We start from the raw sequence: 14,519 nt of genomic DNA on the forward strand, positions 1-14,519 counted from the left end.
GCCCTGGCAGGAATCCCTGGACGGCGGGATCGAGCACATACGCCGGGTCGTATGCCAGGACAGCCTCGGCATCGCCGCCGACCTCGAAGCCGCCATGGCCCGCCACATCGCCGGTTACAAGGACGAATGGGCCGCGGTACTCGCGGACGAGGAAATCCTTTCTCGCTTCGTCTCTTTCGTCAACGCGCCGGAGGAGACGGACTCGACCATCTCGTTCGACGACACCGGGGATCGCAAAGTACCGGTCCTGCTCGGCGTACCCGGCGTACCGGCGTCCTGAAAGACCGCTCAGCGCAAGGTTTTCCGCCCGGGATCAGCGCCAGCTCGGCAGCATGAGACGCGCATGCCAGTCGTCCACGGTGATCGGCATCCCGGTCAGAATCGGCCACAGCCACACGAAATTCGCCACCACCGCAGCGAGATACAGGCATACGACCATCAGATTCAACGTCCGCCGCTCACTCGGGGCCAGGAACCGATTCCCGTCGGCCGCACGCAGAATCGGCGCGGGACCGAGAATTTCCCCGAGCACCAGCGCGACACCCATCGCGAGGAACGGGGCCATCGGAACCGCGTAGAAGAAGTACATCTCGCGATCCAGATCCAGGAACCAGGGCAGGAATCCGGCGCAGTACCCGACGAGCACTGCGGCATAACGCCAATCGCGGCGGGTCGTACTGCGCCACAGTGCCCAGGCCAGCATCGGCAGCGACACCCACCACAGCGCCGGGGTGCCCACCAGCATCACCGCGTCCACACAGTACGACTTGCCGCAGCCGGTGACGCCGCCGTCCGAGTAGTGGTAGAGCATCGGCCGCAAGCCCATCGGCCACGACCAGGGCTTGGACTCCCAGGGGTGATGGTAGCCAGCCGAATTGGTCAGTGCCGTATGGAAATTGAGCGACTCGCCCTGGTTGTGCCACAGTGACCGCAGCGCGTCCGGAATCCAGGACCACGGGCCTCCCGAGCCGGGCGGATGTTTCCCCGCATACGGGTTGCCGACCGAATACCGGTCGTAGCCGTCCGCACTGGCGAACCAGGTTCCGTAGCTGCCCAGGTACACCAGCAACGGGATGACCACCAGCGCGTACAGCGCCGGTCCGACATCGCGCAGCGCGGTGCCCAGCCACGGCCGCGGCACCCGGTACGCGCGCCGGGCGGCCAGATCGAAACAGACCGACAGCATCCCGAACGCGGCGATGAAGTACAGCCCGGACCACTTGGTCCCGCAACCCGATCCGAGCAGCAGCCCGCCCGCGAACCGCCACCAGCGCACGCCCAGCCGAGGCCCGTACCGGCTCACCGCGATACGTCCCTCGGCGTCCGCGCGGGCCAGCCGGGCGCGCACCTGATCACGATCGACGATCAGACAGCCGAATGCGGCCACCACGAACAGCGCCTGGAAGATGTCCAGCATCCCGATGCGCGACTGCACCATGCTCGTGCCGTCACAGATCACCAGCAGACCCGCGATCCCCCCGATCATGGTCGAGCGCGTCATGCGCCGGGTGATGCGAACGACCAACAGCACCAACAGCGTCCCGAAGACCGCCGCACTGAACCGCCAGCCCATCGGGGTGTAGCCGAACAGCGCCTCCCCCAGCGCGATCATCTGTTTGCCGACCGGCGGATGCACGATGTATCCGTAGGCCGGATCGTCCTCGATCCCGCCGCCGGTGAGCATCTCCCAGCCCTGATGGGCGTAGTACTTCTCGTCGAAAGTCGGTGTGCCGCCGTCGGTCGGATAGCCCAGATTCTGGAATCGGGTGATGGCCGCGATCGCGGTGAGGACCAGTGTGACCACCCATCCGCGCAGCCGATCGGCCGGGCCCGGATCGGGCGAGGGGCGCAGCAGAGCCGGGGTGGACAGGGCCGGGCGCGCGCCACCCACCGGGCGCTCGGTCAGCTGGTTCACCGCGCCGATCGTATGCGGTCGCCGCGGCGGCCTGCCGGGCGGCCGTGGGTCACGCCCGATCCCCTTCCGCGACAACGACTATCGGGGATCCTCGGTGCCCGGCAGCCAGCTGCCGCCCGGCTCGGTCCAGCCCCGGCGCTTGATCATCTTGCGCGCCGCACGCTGATTGCGCCCGATCAGCCGGGTCAGATACAGGCGACCGGCGAGATGGTCGGACTCGTGTTGCAGGCACCGGGCGAGAAATCCGGTTGTCGCCTCCACCTCGACCGGCTCGCCGGACATGTCCACCCCGGTGACCTTCGCCCAACTCGCGCGGCCGGTCGGGAACCACTCTCCCGGCACCGACAGGCAGCCCTCGAGATCATCGTCCGGATCCGGCATGTACTCGGGCAGCTCCGAGGTCTCCAGCACCGGATTCACCACATGTCCGCGATGGCGCACCCCGCCCTCGACCAGGTCGTAGACGAATACCGCCCGCGGATCGCCGACCTGGTTCGCGGCCAGGCCCGCGCCGTTGGCCGCGGTATTGGTCTCGAACAGATCCTCGACGAACGCGGCAAGCTGGTCGTCGAACTCGGTCACCGGCAGCGCCGGGGTTGCCAGCCGGGGATCACCCGCGATGAGAATCGGTCGTATTGCCACTCGGCAGAGAGTACTCAAATCAGAGTAGTTGTGCCAGACTCACTCAGATGAACGAGACCCGGCTGTTCGTCCTGGCCGCCCTGGCCAGACGCGGCCCGATGCACGGCCATCAGATTCGCCGCGGCGCACGGGTCGATCGCGCCGATCTGTGGTCCAGGGTCAAACCCGGCTCGCTCTACAGCGCCCTGCACCGGATGCAGGACGAGGGCCTGATCCGGCCGATCCGCACCGAGCAGGACGGCGCGCTGCCCGCGCGGACCGTCTACGAGATCACCGCCGAGGGCATGCGCGAGCTGCGCGCCCTGCGCGACGAGGCACTCACCGAGGTCGACATCCGCCCGGACCCGGTCGACCTGGCCCTGACCGCTGCCGCCGACCTGGACCGCGACCTCCTGCGTGGCTACCTCGAGGACCGGATCACCGCCCTGCGCGCCCGCACCGCCCGGATCGACCACCAACTCGACCGCCAGTGGCCCGACCAGAACCCGGCCGACGACCTCATCGCCGACCACGCCCGCATCCGAATACAAGCCGAAATCGATTGGCACGAAAAGGTTCTGGCCAATTTCGACAAAATGATACCGCCGCACTGAATCACCGGCGACACAACGGTTTTCACGCGCTGCCGCAGCGGATTCGCTGGGACACGGGATGATCTGCCGGTCTTGCCGCACACTTGCGCGAGGACAAACTCCACACATGCGGCCGGTTCCCGCCGAGAGACGGGCCGCGGCGATCGCAGCGGAGTAGAACAGCGCAGGCCGCAACCGCGCCGGGAGCGCCGATGAGTTACCCGTTGGGGCCGGTGATCCCGGTGATGTCGGCGTTCAACTCACCGGACGGCGTGGCGATGTACTCCGGCTCTCCCAGGCGCACCACGACGACTCCGGCGAGAATCAGTGCGCCGCCGAGGATTTGGATCGGGTGCGGAGTTTCGCCGAGTAGCGCCCAGGCGAAGACGATCGCGGCCACGACCTCGGCCAGAGCCGCGAAGGAGGCCAGGCGGGAGCCGAGCAGGCGGGTCGCGGCGATGCCGCTGACGTAGGCCAGCGCCGCGGTCACCACTCCGAGGGCCAGCACCGGGAACCACCAGGCAACGGCGCGACCGCCGAAATCCGCCGGCGCCGTCCCCGCATGCAGCGGGACGATGCCGACGATCCCGGCCAGGAGCAGTCCGATACCGCCGAGTAGCAGCCCGCCCGAGGCCAGCACCGTACCCGGCACCGTGTCGCCGCCGTGTGCGGACAGGATGAAATAGGCTGCCGCGCCGACCATCGCGCCGAGCGCCCAGCAGATGCCCACCCCGCTCGTCGTGACGCCGGAGATCAGGTCCAGAACCAGAATCAGGCCGGCGATTCCCCAGGATCGCCCCGAGAACCGTTGTGCGGCCGGGACGTTGACCGTGCCGCAGCCACAACCAGGCCACCACCGCGATCGGCGCGGTGTACTCGACCAGCAGCGCCGCGCCGACCGTCATATGCGCGACCGCGTTGAAGTACGCGAGCTGGGTACCCGCCACCGCGAGGAGACCGTAGGCGCCGAACAGAGAAAGGTTGCGGCGCAACAGGTTCCAATTCCCGCGCAGATGCACGATGGCGACGGGCAGCAGAACCAGGCCGCCCAGCAGGACTCGCACCACCACGACCGCCGCCGCGCTCCAGCCCGAATCCATCAAACCGCGCGCCAGCGACCCGGACAAACCGAAGGACGACGCCGACAGCACCGCACAAACCATCCCGGAGCGCACCCGGCCGTCATTAGTCATGATCCCCATGGCTAATGACGCTAAGAATCGGCGGGTAATATGTCAACATGATTTTTGCTCATGACACCGTCGTCGCGATGATCTCTGCGGTCGAGCTGGTGAATTCCGCGGAAGAGCCGGACACCATGACTGAAATCGCCCAGCTGGACCAGTTTTTCGTGACGCACGCCTACACCGGCACGCATGCTCGGGACGATGCCGAGCTGGCTGCCGTCCGCGCCCAGCGCGGCCCGCTGCGGGCCCTGCTCACCGCCGATCGCGACACCGCGGTCGAGTTGGTCAACGAGATCTTGGCCGCCCACCACGCCGTCCCGCGGCTGGTCCGCCACGACGCGCTCGACTACCACATCCACGCCGTCCCCCCGGACGCCCCGCTCGATGTCCGCATAGCCGTGGAAACCGCCATGGCCATGATCGATCTCATCCGCGCCGACGAACTCGGCCGCCTCGACATCTGCGCGGACCAGGCGTGTGAGGGTATCGTTCTCGACCTGTCCCGCAACCGTTCTCGCCGCTACTGCAGTACCGCCTGCGGCAATCGCAACGCCGTCGCCGCCTATCGCGCCCGCAAGAGATGACGACACGGATGCGGCGCAAGCCCGCATTCCCCCGCCGCCAACGCGAGCCTATGATCCTCATCTGGTCGATACGAAAAGCTTTCCCGCCGAACATGTTCAGTGCTCCAGCGGGGCACGGCTCCCAGCAGGCGAACTGTCGAAGGCGGCGCGGATCGTGTCGCGGAGCCAGCGTTGGGCCGGGTCGGCGTCGAGGCGGGCGTGCCAGGATAGGCGGACGTCGATCTCGGGGAGGGGCAGGGTGATGGGGAACCAGCGGATGGCCAGGTTGGCTCCGTACTGTTCGGCGAGGCGTTGCGGGACCAGCCCGAGGTAGTGGGTCGAGCCGACCAGGAGAGCGGCCACGAGATAGGTGGGCACGACGGCGGCGACGTGACGTTGCAGGCCCTGGGATTCGAGGGCGTCGTCGAGAGGGCCGCGCACACGGCCCCGGCGTGACACCGAGACGTGCGGGTGGCGGCACAGTTGCGCCGCGGTCGGGCGGCGATGGCGGCCCAGCGGACTGTCGGCGCGGACGATGCCGACGACGCGTTCGCGGTACAGCGAGGCGCTGTGGATATCGGGTGCGGCGGCCTCGCCCGCGCCGATGTCGAGGTCGATCGAGCCGTCCCGCAGGGCCTCGGTGCTCTCGTTGCCCTCGGCCACGAAACGCAGGATCACCCCGGGCGCGACCGCGGACGTGGCTTCGACCGCCGTGGCGGCCAGGGTCGCGGCGACGCCGTCGTTGATGCGAATCGTGAAGGTGCGCTTCAGTTCCGCGATGTTGTCGGCCCCCTCGGCACTGATCAGCGCGGCGGCCTCGTCCAACAGCGAGCGCACCCGCGGGGCGGTGCGCAGCGCGAACGGCGTGGGGGCCATGCCACGGCCCGCGCGCACCAGAATCGGATCGTTCATGGCCCGCCGCAGCCGCGCCAGCGCCCGGCTCGTAGCCGGGATGGACAGATGCAGACGCTCCGAGGCCGCGGTGACGCTGCCGTCCTGCAGCAGCGCGTCGAAGACCCGCAGAAGGTTCAGATCCAGCTGCTCGTTCACAGTTGCATCCTACGCAAAGAGTTATTGCTGAAGTTGCGTGGCACGAAATACCCGCACTTCCCTACCGTCGAAGACATGCAATTCACCGTTCCACTTCGCGACCGCGGGCGGACCGACACAAAGGAATCGACATGCAGGTATTCGTCACCGGAGCGACCGGATGGATCGGCTCGGCCGTGGTCGATCAGTTGCTCGACGCCGGTCACATCGTCACCGGACTCGCTCGCTCCGATGGCTCCGCCGCCGCGCTCGAACGCAAGGGTGCGCTGGTGCGGCGCGGTGACCTGGACGACCTCGAGAGTCTTCGCGCCGGAGCAGCCGCGGCCGAGGCCGTCGTCCACCTCGCCAACAAACACGATTTCGCGAATCCGGCCGTCACGAACAAGGCCGAACGCGGCGCCGTGGAGACCATCGGCACGGAGCTGATCGATTCGGATCGGCCGTTCGTAGTCGCCTCGGGGCTGTCGGGCCTCACTCCCGACCGGGCCACCACCGAACACGACCCCTCCCCGTTCCACGGCATCGATTCCATGCGCGGCGGGAGCGAGAATCTCGCACTGGAATTCGCCGATCGCGGCGTCCGGGCGATCGTCTCCCGTTTCGCGCCGACCGTGCACGCCGAGGGCGACCCGGGGTTCATGGCCGGACTGGTCGCCACGGCCCGCACCCGGGGTGTGTCGGCCTACATCGGCGACGGCACGGTCCGCTGGGCCGCGATCCACCGCTCCGATGCCGCGCGCATCGTGCGGCTGGCGCTCGAAAAGCCCGCTCCCGCAGGAACTGTCCTGCATGCCACCGCCGAGACGGGCATCGCGACCCGCGATATCGCCGAAGCCATCGGCCGCGGACTCGATCTGCCCGTCGCCTCGATTCCGGCCGAACGGGCCGGCGCGCACTTCGGCTGGCTCAGCCGGTTCTTCGGCACCGACATGTCCGCGACCAGCGACGCCACTCGTACGCTGCTCGGCTGGAATCCCCAGTCCCCCAGCCTCATCGAGGACTTGGACAGCGGCCGCTACTACCGCTGACCGAACACCCGGAATTCACCGGAAGGGAATCATCATGTCCGACAACGACTCCGAATCGACCATCACCGCGTTCATGTTGGTCAAGACCACGCCCGAATGGCTCGCCCTGACCGTCGAGCAGCGCGTGCACGCATTCGAAACCGAGATCGTCCCGACCATCCGCGAGCGGGTGACCGGCGTCCACTCCCGCTTCTACGACACCGAGTTCTACTCCGCACGCGTGACCGACGTCTGGAGCTGGGAGGCCCCCGACCACCACACCTACCAGCTCCTCATCGACGCGCTGCGCGAAACACCCTTCTGGGACCGCTATTTCGAGGTCGTCGACATCCTGGTCGGCGTCGAGAACGGCTACGCCCGCAACTACGGCACGGCCCCGATCGCAACCATCGACACATAGCAGCGGGCACCCGCGGACCGGTGCTCACCTGATTCGGTGGGCACCGGTCCAGCACCGCCGGACCGGGCCGGCCACTCGTCGCCGCGCGGAATGCGGCATCGAGATAATCGGGTGTGCGTTCCGGATCGTCGAGCCGATCGAACCACTTGCACCACGCGAACAGACTCCGATGGTCGAACTCTTGAAAGGCGTTCTTGTTCCGGTGCGGCCGGGGCACATCCTGGACGAGCGCGACGACCGGCGTCGAGGCCTTGGCCGCTTCGGCGAGCGGGGGTACCAGCAGGGCGGCGGCGGGGCCGTTCTGCGCCATGACCACAGCGCATCGGCGCGAGACCCGGGCGAATCCGTCGGCCATGGCGCCGCCCGCGTTCTCGGTGCGATACACGATTTGACGAATTCCGCGATCCTCGGCGGCCAGCACCAGACTCGACGGCAGACTTTGCGCAAAGAATTCCGAAATGCCCCGGTTCCGCAAATTTTCCGCGATCGCTACGGCAACAGTGGCGGCCATCGGCATACTCCTTGCTGGTATCGAATGATCTTGTCGGTCAATCCCCGTTCTTCGATCCTGACCGGTTTTCCCGGGGTCGGTCCAATACGTCTTTCTTCATCATTGATAACAACCTCTTATCCGGCTGGGCTGGCCGCGTGGAGGACCCGCGACGCGTGCGCTACTTCAAGCCGTGGCCGAACACCGACATTTCGGACGAGCCGCAGCCGCATTGCAAATCACCCAGCCCGCGCGCTCCCAGCAGATCAAGGCGCTCGAACGCGAACTGGGCGTCGAATTGTTCGTCCGGAACGGCCGAGGCGTGGAGTTGACGCAGGCCGGAAGCGCGCTCGCCGACGGCGCACCGGATCTGCTGGCCGACGCGGTCGCCCTGGAGCGCGCGATCCGCGCCTACGCCGCGGGCAGGGCCGGAAAGCTGCGACGAATTGGTCGGTCACATCTGGGGTGAAAGAATTCCGCATCTGGTGGCCGGGGAATCCGATGCCGAACAGGTGCTGGATTCGGTATCGAATCGCACCGGCATCAGCGTGCTGGATCGCCGCAGGACCACCCGCACAGCCCACGACAACGTCGTGGTCGTGCCCTTCTAGACGAATCCACCCCGGATCGCACTGCACGCCGCCTGGCTCCGGGGCCCGACCGCCGACCGTCTCCGCTTTCCTGGACTGGTGGGCCGCCGGCGAGGAGCCCGATCGGCTCGGTCTTTCCCAGGAGACCACATAGCCCCGGCGGTCCGCTTCGAACTCGACCACACCCGGCTCCCCGACACCTCTGTCATCCACAACTACGGCCACGGCAGCGCGGGCATCACCATCGACTACGGCCGCGCCCGGGAGGTCACGCCGAAATCGTTGCCGCCCTCTGGCAATCGGCTTTCGCGGGGCCGGGGAGACGTCAGGAGACCTGGGAGCGGGTGTAGGTGTAGCGGGTGTCGACCGTGACGATGTCGGCCAGGGTCAGCAGGGATGCCGGGACCTCCTCGTGAGTGAGGAAGTGGTCGAGGCTGGGGACGAAGATCGCGGTCGCGCCGATTCGGCCGACGACGTTGCACAGGCGCTGATGCGGTTCGTCGGTGTGGTTCGAGAACGCGACGATCCGCGACAGGTCGTAGCCGAATCGTCGTGCCAGAGAGCGGATCTGCTCCTCGTCCCACGGCTGTCGTGTGCCGGACACGTCCCGGCGCAGGTAGCCGACCGCCACCGGTCGGCTCATCGGGCCGCCCCCTCGATGTCGTCGCCAGCCGGTCTGGACAGCCACTCCCTGGCGGCGGCGGCGAACAGCCGTACGACCTCCGCGGGTAGTAGGTGCGCCGTCACTCCCGTCGCGAGGTGCGGACACATGTGCTGACCTGAAAACCGTTGTGGCAATTCGTACATCACAACCTTCGCTCTCGTGCAGGGCCTGGGTTGAAGGCACCCCGGCCACGCATGACGAGACAGGCCGTTGAAGGCCGGGGAGCCTGTTCTATGTTGCCGATCTCCAATGGCGCATTCAAGGCGTTTCTATGATGCGTTCATGCGACGCGAACGACTCATCGATGCACGAAAAGCCGTCGGGCTCAACCAAGAACAGGTTGCCGACATGTTGGGCGTGGACCGGACCACCATCGGAAAATGGGAGCGCGGCGACTCCACCCCCCAGCCGAACCAGCGCGGGGCGTATGCCGAGGCCCTGGGCGTGGAACTGCAGGAGCTCAACGCGATGCTGACCAGTATGCCGCAGGGCGACGGCGAGATGCCCGCCTGGCTGAGCACCTATCTCGGTATGGAGCAGTCCGCGACCAGGATCGCCTCCTACGAACCGCGATGCGTTTACGGGCTGCTGCAGACGCCGGCCTATGTCGAGGACATCGTCAGTCACGTCAGCTACAACGGCGTATCCGAGGCGTATATCGCCCGCACCGTCGAAACCAGGCTGATCCGCCAGAAACGTGTCCGCTCCGGCGAAGTGGAACTGAGCCTCGTCCAGCCCGAGTCGGCGCTGCGGCTGCGAATCGGCACTCCCGACGTTATGGCGGAACAACTTTCGACCATGGTGGAACTTTCCAGACTGCCGAACGTCACACTGCGGATAACCCGGTACGAGGCCGGACAGTACGAGGCGCGGCGATTGGGCGCGTTCTGCATCATGTCCCATCCCTGGGGTACGCCACAGGTTCACATCGAAGGTTACGGAGGTGGACGCTTCATCACCGACGCCGAGGAGGTTCAGTACTTTCAAGGTGTGTACGAGCATGCCGCGAACCGAATCGCCCTGTCTCCCAGTGAATCCCGGAAGTTCATCACTGGCCTGGCAAAGGAATGGAGCAATAGACGATGAACAACACCGATCTGACCTGGCGCGTATCCACCTTCTCGGACAACGGCACCTGCGTCGAGGTGGCGCTGGCCCCCGACGGCGGTGCCCTGGTACGCAATTCGAACGCACGTGAGGCCGGGACGCTCACGTTCACCCAGGCAGAGATGGCCGCATGGATCAAGGGAATCAAAGCAGGCGAGTTCGACGACTGGACATAGATTTCCCCGCGAATGGGTGCGCCCCGGCCCGCCGGGGCATCACCGGGTCACCGGAACAGGCCGCGTCACGGTGGGCCACCTCACACCAACCACGGTGTGCACGAACCTCATTCGCCCGATGGCGACCACACAGCAAGCCGAATGCGAAGGCCCGCCGAAATCGCGATCGTTCCGCCGGACCATCGACGAATCCGTGCCGAACGCGAATTGCGTTCAGTCGGTGACCTCTTCGAGTTTGCCGGTGGCGACATCGAAGACGAATCCGCGCAGCGAGGAGGTCTTGGTAATGAACGGACTGGTCTGGATTCGCCGAAGCGACTGCCGCACATCCTCGTTCAGATCAGTGAAGGATTCCGCGGCCCAGCTCGGCTTGATGCCGGTCTCGTCCTGGATACCGCGCTTGAAATCGTCGTCCGTGAAAGTCAGCATGCCACAGTCGGTGTGGTGGATGAGGATGATCTCGGTGGTGCCCAACAGCCGCTGACTGATTGCCAGGGAACGGATCTCGTCGTCGGTGACCACTCCGCCGGCGTTGCGGATCACATGCGCCTGCCCCTCGGCCAGGCCCAGAATCCGGTACACGTCCAGGCGCGCGTCCATACACGCGACCACTGCCACATGCTTGCTCGGCGGCAACGGCAGCGGCCCGCTGAACTGCGCGGCGTAGCGCGTGTTGTTGTCCAGGAACTCATCGGTGACTGTCATGCGGAACGACCTCCGATCGAAGACGTCTCGATATGCGAATGTTCGCATCCACTGTCTCGAACCGATCCCGAAACCACGACGGATAGAAACACCCCGAACCGAACTCTGGCGCGTCGCCCACACCAACTCCGGAACGCGACGCCCGTGTGGTCCGTCACCTCCACAATACGGAGTGTGACACGCATTGCACGCCCGTAACAGAGCAGGTCCCAGGAAACATACTTGTCCATGTGACGCCGATTTCCGTACGCACCGCACGAGCTCAACGGTGGCGGCGGCTGGCCGGACTGGCGGCCGGAATCGCGATGCTGGCCGGGGTGGGGCTCACGGCCGCCTGCGACGCGACGAGCACCGCGGAACCGCTCGCGGAACCGGTATGGCTGTGCCGGCCGGGGATGGCGAACAATCCCTGCAACCAGGACCGCTTCGGGTCGCCGCAGACATCGGGGCAGACCTTCACGGTCCGGCGTCCGCAATCGCACACCCGCACCGATCTGGACAGTACGGTCCTCGCGCGGGACGGCAGCACCACGCTCGCGCCTCTCGCCGCCCCGGACCGCCCGGCGGTCGACTGCTTCTACGTGTATCCGACCGTCGATCCGCTCGCGAATCCGCTCGATCGAACCGGTAATCGGCCGCCGAAGCCGACCGATATCGAGGTCGACACGACCTTGGCCCAGGTGGGCCGGCTGATCAGCGATTGCCGCATGTTCGTGCCGAACTACCGGCAGTTGCCGATGACGCAGGTGTTCGGCGGGAACACCGGCCCGCTCGACTTCTCCCTCGGCGCACACGACATCGAACAGGCCTGGGATCAGTACTGGGCGCACGACAACATCGATCCCGTTACCGGCCGCCACCGCGGGGTACTGCTGCTGGGCCACTCGCAGGGCAGCTACGACCTGCAGACCCTGATCCAGCAGCGCATCGAGGGGAATCAGCGGATGCGGTCGCATCTGATCAGCGCGATTCTGCTCGGCGCGGACACCATCGTGCCGATCGGCCAGGACCGCGGCGCGAACGATACCGAGGCCACCTTCCGCAGCCTGCCGATCTGCACCCGCAGCGGATCGGCCGCGCCGGTGCCGACCGGCTGCGTGGTCGCGTTCTCGACCTACCGCCAGTCACCGGGCAAGCTGTTGCCCCCGAGCGCCCGGTTCGGCCGGGCCGACCGCACCCACCAGGTCGCCTGCGTCAACCCGGCCGCCCTGCTCAGCGGCGCGCCGGCGAGTTCGACGACCCCGATCACCGCCCAGATGCCCACCATGGCGGTGACCCAGCACCGGACCGGACGGCCATTCGGCACCGGATTCGTTCGCTATCCCGGTGCGCTGACCGCGCGATGCACCGGCGGTATTGATGCCGAGGGCACCGCGCACTGGTTGCAGATCGGCGGCGACACCCGACTCGCCCGCCCGACCACCGGTTCGGGCCTGGGCCTGCACATGGACGACTGGCAGTTCGCACAGGACGACCTGGACGCGCTGGCGGTGGCCCAGAGCAAGGCATGGCTCGCCACCCACACCGGACCGCACATGTAGTTCGATTCTGTTGCGGCACAGTCTGTTCCGTACCGTCAGCCGACTCATTCGGCGAGTGTCTCCCACTCGAATCCGTCCGGATCGGTGAACGTCCCGAGCCCGCCGCCGAAGACCACCCGATGCGATCCGGAACCTTCCGGGGAGACCCCCGCGTCCTTGGCGGCCGCGCGTCGCCCGTACAGGGCCAGTTTGACCGAGGACGCCGGGGCGGCGAACTCGACGTATTTGCTGCCGAATCCCTTCGCCACCGTCAGGCCGCGCTCGATGTAGAACTGTTTGGTCGCCTTCACGTCCTCGACGCCGAGCAGCACGACGAAATCGTCCACCGTGCGGGTGGGGGCGCCGGAGTCCTTCTTCGAGGAGGTGGCGATCTTCCAGAGCGTCCCGTCCGGAGCCTGCACGACCCCGCCGTAACCCCAGAAACTCTTCTTCGCCGGCTTCACCGTCGTCGCGCCGGCCGCGACCGCGGACCCGATGAAACCGTCCACGGTGCTCGGCCCGGAGACCACCAGCGAGAGGGTGAAACCGCGGAACCCGCTGGTCGCGGCATCCGAGGCTCGGGTGCGCAGCCGGTCGCCGAGGCCGAATGCGGCGTCGTGGAACGTCGCGGCGGCCAGGGGATCGGGCGTGGTGAGAATGACGGACTCTATACCGGTTCGGTTCGTGGTGATGTTCATATCGACGACGCTATTCGCGGACCGATGACCAGTGCTTCTCGATTCCTGACCGGTGTGTGCGCGGTTGTGCGGCGAGCTGGCCCGGCCGACATCGCACGATCACGGGTTAGCATCGCGGCTGTGCCGACCATGCCGCAATTCCCGTTCCGAGGCTTCCGCAGGACCCTCCACGCCACACGTCCGCGGATCCCGGTGCCGACCGCGCGCGCCATCGTCGACTGCGCGGTCTACCGCGACGGACATCGGCTGCCGGGGCGATTCACCCATGCCGCCGCCCTGGAGAACGTGCGGGAGAAGGGTTCGGGATTCGTGTGGGTCGGCCTGCACGAACCCGACGCCGAGCAGATGGGCGACGTGGCACAGATCTTCGGCCTGCACGAACTGGCCGCCGAGGACGCGGTACAGGCGCACAACCGGCCCAAACTCGAACGCTACGACGACGTGCTGATCCTGATCCTGCGCACGGTGAAGTACGTCGAGCACGACCGCAACGCGGTCAGCGAGATCGTGGAGACCGGCGAGATCATGGTCTTCCTGGGACCGGATTTCGTGATCACGGTCCGGCACGGCGAGCACACCGGCCTGGCGGGAGTGCGGCACGATCTCGAGGCCATGCCCGAGCGGCTGGCGCTGGGACCGAGCACCGTCCTGCACGCGGTCGCCGATCACGTCGTGGACTCCTACGTGCTGGTGACCGGGGAGATCGAGGACGACGTGGAGGAGATGGAGGAGGAGGTCTTCAGCCCGCGCAGCCGCGTCACCATCGAGGCCAATTATCAACTCAAACGCGAGGTGGTGGAGTTGCGTCGCGCGGTCGCCCCGCTGGCGCTGCCCCTGCAACTGCTCAGTCACGAGACGAATCTGCCGCTGCCCAAGGAGATTCGGCGCTATTTCCGGGATGTGGCCGACCATCACACCGCTGCGGTGGACCGCATCCGCGACTTCGACGAGTCGCTCAGCGCGCTGATCAACGCCGCGCTGGCGAAGGTGAGCGTGCAGCAGAACACCGATATGCGCAAGATCTCGGCCTGGGCGGCGATCGCGGCCGTGCCGACCATGATCGCCGGAATCTACGGTATGAATTTCCAGCACATGCCCGAATTGCATTGGGTCTGGGGCTATCCGGCGGTGGTGGGGATCATCCTGATCATCTGCACCGGATTGTTCGTCACCTTCCGGCGCAACAATTGGCTGTGAGCACCGGGAGATTTC

The 14,519-nt window shown here is 66.8% G+C and carries 17 protein-coding genes and 3 pseudogenes; 11 read left to right on the plus strand and 9 right to left on the minus strand.

The features are described 5' to 3' along the window. Nucleotides 1-280, plus strand: a pseudogene (locus NM2_RS50415) (nitrite reductase (NAD(P)H)); the annotation flags it as partial. A gap of 33 nt (nucleotides 281-313) precedes the next feature. On the opposite strand, the gene NM2_RS34975 reads toward NM2_RS50415, so the two are convergent. Beyond that, nucleotides 314-1,915 carry a dolichyl-phosphate-mannose--protein mannosyltransferase gene (locus NM2_RS34975; RefSeq protein ID WP_174575720.1) on the minus strand — a complete coding sequence of 534 codons (1,602 nt, stop codon included), beginning with the start codon at nucleotides 1,913-1,915 and terminating at the stop codon, nucleotides 314-316. A 78-nt stretch (nucleotides 1,916-1,993) separates the two neighbouring features. Beyond that, nucleotides 1,994-2,557: a peptide deformylase gene (locus NM2_RS34980; RefSeq protein WP_067678069.1), complete on the minus strand. Its 564-nt coding sequence runs from the start codon at nucleotides 2,555-2,557 to the stop codon at nucleotides 1,994-1,996. Nucleotides 2,558-2,604: 47 nt separating this feature from the next. Between NM2_RS34980 and NM2_RS34985 the strand changes: the two genes are divergently transcribed. Continuing rightward, nucleotides 2,605-3,150, plus strand: a complete 546-nt coding sequence (locus tag NM2_RS34985) for a PadR family transcriptional regulator (RefSeq protein ID WP_067678072.1) — start codon at nucleotides 2,605-2,607, stop codon at nucleotides 3,148-3,150. A gap of 196 nt (nucleotides 3,151-3,346) precedes the next feature. Here NM2_RS34985 and NM2_RS53125 read toward each other — a convergent pair whose 3' ends face one another. Both NM2_RS53125 and NM2_RS53130 read right to left on the minus strand, forming a co-directional pair. Then, nucleotides 3,347-3,859 carry an EamA family transporter gene (locus NM2_RS53125; RefSeq protein ID WP_067678075.1) on the minus strand — a complete coding sequence of 171 codons (513 nt, stop codon included), beginning with the start codon at nucleotides 3,857-3,859 and terminating at the stop codon, nucleotides 3,347-3,349. A gap of 118 nt (nucleotides 3,860-3,977) precedes the next feature. After that, a pseudogene (locus tag NM2_RS53130) lies at nucleotides 3,978-4,331 on the minus strand (EamA family transporter); the annotation flags it as partial. A 38-nt stretch (nucleotides 4,332-4,369) separates the two neighbouring features. Between NM2_RS53130 and NM2_RS34995 the strand changes: the two are divergent. Next, on the plus strand, nucleotides 4,370-4,900 hold the full coding sequence (locus NM2_RS34995; RefSeq protein ID WP_067678078.1) for a CGNR zinc finger domain-containing protein: 531 nt from the start codon (nucleotides 4,370-4,372) through the stop codon (nucleotides 4,898-4,900). A 96-nt stretch (nucleotides 4,901-4,996) separates the two neighbouring features. Here NM2_RS34995 and NM2_RS35000 read toward each other — a convergent pair whose 3' ends face one another. Next, complete coding sequence (locus tag NM2_RS35000; protein ID WP_067678081.1) at nucleotides 4,997-5,929, minus strand: LysR family transcriptional regulator; 933 nt, start codon at nucleotides 5,927-5,929, stop codon at nucleotides 4,997-4,999. 131 nt (nucleotides 5,930-6,060) lie between these two features. Here NM2_RS35000 and NM2_RS35005 point away from each other — a divergent pair, with 131 nt between their 5' ends. Both NM2_RS35005 and NM2_RS35010 read left to right on the plus strand, forming a co-directional pair. Then, nucleotides 6,061-6,957 carry an SDR family oxidoreductase gene (locus NM2_RS35005; protein WP_067678084.1) on the plus strand — a complete coding sequence of 299 codons (897 nt, stop codon included), beginning with the start codon at nucleotides 6,061-6,063 and terminating at the stop codon, nucleotides 6,955-6,957. A 34-nt stretch (nucleotides 6,958-6,991) separates the two neighbouring features. Next, nucleotides 6,992-7,357, plus strand: a complete 366-nt coding sequence (locus NM2_RS35010) for a darcynin family protein (RefSeq protein WP_067678086.1) — start codon at nucleotides 6,992-6,994, stop codon at nucleotides 7,355-7,357. 178 nt (nucleotides 7,358-7,535) lie between these two features. On the opposite strand, the pseudogene NM2_RS48135 reads toward NM2_RS35010, so the two are convergent. Further along, nucleotides 7,536-7,874 (minus strand): annotated as a pseudogene (locus NM2_RS48135) (thiamine pyrophosphate-binding protein); the annotation flags it as partial. 166 nt (nucleotides 7,875-8,040) lie between these two features. Between NM2_RS48135 and NM2_RS52685 the strand changes: the two are divergent. Both NM2_RS52685 and NM2_RS52690 read left to right on the plus strand, forming a co-directional pair. Beyond that, a complete protein-coding gene (locus NM2_RS52685; protein WP_067678089.1) occupies nucleotides 8,041-8,316 on the plus strand; it encodes a LysR family transcriptional regulator in 276 nt (91 codons plus the stop codon). Between the two features lie 16 nt (nucleotides 8,317-8,332). Further along, nucleotides 8,333-8,458 (plus strand): hypothetical protein, encoded by a 126-nt coding sequence (locus NM2_RS52690; protein ID WP_281182631.1) that lies wholly within the window; start codon nucleotides 8,333-8,335, stop codon nucleotides 8,456-8,458. Nucleotides 8,459-8,762: 304 nt separating this feature from the next. Here NM2_RS52690 and NM2_RS35020 read toward each other — a convergent pair whose 3' ends face one another. Further along, nucleotides 8,763-9,080, minus strand: a complete 318-nt coding sequence (locus NM2_RS35020) for a hypothetical protein (RefSeq protein ID WP_067678091.1) — start codon at nucleotides 9,078-9,080, stop codon at nucleotides 8,763-8,765. 303 nt (nucleotides 9,081-9,383) lie between these two features. On the opposite strand from NM2_RS35020, the gene NM2_RS35025 reads away from it, so the two are divergent. Together NM2_RS35025 and NM2_RS35030 are read left to right on the plus strand one after the other, a co-directional pair. After that, nucleotides 9,384-10,187 (plus strand): helix-turn-helix domain-containing protein, encoded by an 804-nt coding sequence (locus tag NM2_RS35025; protein ID WP_067678094.1) that lies wholly within the window; start codon nucleotides 9,384-9,386, stop codon nucleotides 10,185-10,187. Then, nucleotides 10,184-10,384 carry a DUF397 domain-containing protein gene (locus tag NM2_RS35030; RefSeq protein ID WP_067678097.1) on the plus strand — a complete coding sequence of 67 codons (201 nt, stop codon included), beginning with the start codon at nucleotides 10,184-10,186 and terminating at the stop codon, nucleotides 10,382-10,384. Before NM2_RS35025 ends, NM2_RS35030 begins: the two co-directional genes overlap by 4 nt. 213 nt (nucleotides 10,385-10,597) lie before the next feature. Here NM2_RS35030 and NM2_RS35035 read toward each other — a convergent pair whose 3' ends face one another. Further along, a complete protein-coding gene (locus tag NM2_RS35035) occupies nucleotides 10,598-11,089 on the minus strand; it encodes a beta-class carbonic anhydrase (protein WP_067678100.1) in 492 nt (163 codons plus the stop codon). A 230-nt stretch (nucleotides 11,090-11,319) separates the two neighbouring features. Here NM2_RS35035 and NM2_RS35040 point away from each other — a divergent pair, with 230 nt between their 5' ends. Next, on the plus strand, nucleotides 11,320-12,630 hold the full coding sequence (locus tag NM2_RS35040; protein ID WP_157121511.1) for a DUF3089 domain-containing protein: 1,311 nt from the start codon (nucleotides 11,320-11,322) through the stop codon (nucleotides 12,628-12,630). Nucleotides 12,631-12,674: 44 nt separating this feature from the next. On the opposite strand, the gene NM2_RS35045 is transcribed toward NM2_RS35040, so the two are convergent. Then, nucleotides 12,675-13,307 (minus strand): VOC family protein, encoded by a 633-nt coding sequence (locus NM2_RS35045; protein WP_067678106.1) that lies wholly within the window; start codon nucleotides 13,305-13,307, stop codon nucleotides 12,675-12,677. A gap of 129 nt (nucleotides 13,308-13,436) precedes the next feature. Here NM2_RS35045 and NM2_RS35050 point away from each other — a divergent pair, with 129 nt between their 5' ends. Continuing rightward, a complete protein-coding gene (locus NM2_RS35050; protein ID WP_067678222.1) occupies nucleotides 13,437-14,504 on the plus strand; it encodes a magnesium and cobalt transport protein CorA in 1,068 nt (355 codons plus the stop codon). Nucleotides 14,505-14,519: the final 15 nt, after the last annotated feature.

This window comes from Nocardia miyunensis NBRC 108239 (assembly GCF_001613065.1).
Lineage (GTDB): Bacteria > Actinomycetota > Actinomycetes > Mycobacteriales > Mycobacteriaceae > Nocardia > Nocardia miyunensis.

What these genes read in the sequence shown, in the direction of transcription:
- NM2_RS34985 (WP_067678072.1), top strand. Translation starts at nt 2,605, where the DNA reads ATGAACGAGACCCGGCTGTTCGTCCTGGCCGCCCTGGCCAGACGCGGC.
- NM2_RS34995 (WP_067678078.1), top strand. Translation starts at nt 4,370, where the DNA reads ATGATTTTTGCTCATGACACCGTCGTCGCGATGATCTCTGCGGTCGAG.
- NM2_RS35005 (WP_067678084.1), top strand. Translation starts at nt 6,061, where the DNA reads ATGCAGGTATTCGTCACCGGAGCGACCGGATGGATCGGCTCGGCCGTG.
- NM2_RS35010 (WP_067678086.1), top strand. Translation starts at nt 6,992, where the DNA reads ATGTCCGACAACGACTCCGAATCGACCATCACCGCGTTCATGTTGGTC.
- NM2_RS35020 (WP_067678091.1), bottom strand. Translation starts at nt 9,080, where the DNA reads ATGAGCCGACCGGTGGCGGTCGGCTACCTGCGCCGGGACGTGTCCGGC.
- NM2_RS35025 (WP_067678094.1), top strand. Translation starts at nt 9,384, where the DNA reads ATGCGACGCGAACGACTCATCGATGCACGAAAAGCCGTCGGGCTCAAC.
- NM2_RS35030 (WP_067678097.1), top strand. Translation starts at nt 10,184, where the DNA reads ATGAACAACACCGATCTGACCTGGCGCGTATCCACCTTCTCGGACAAC.
- NM2_RS35035 (WP_067678100.1), bottom strand. Translation starts at nt 11,089, where the DNA reads ATGACAGTCACCGATGAGTTCCTGGACAACAACACGCGCTACGCCGCG.
- NM2_RS35045 (WP_067678106.1), bottom strand. Translation starts at nt 13,307, where the DNA reads ATGAACATCACCACGAACCGAACCGGTATAGAGTCCGTCATTCTCACC.
- NM2_RS35050 (WP_067678222.1), top strand. Translation starts at nt 13,437, where the DNA reads ATGCCGCAATTCCCGTTCCGAGGCTTCCGCAGGACCCTCCACGCCACA.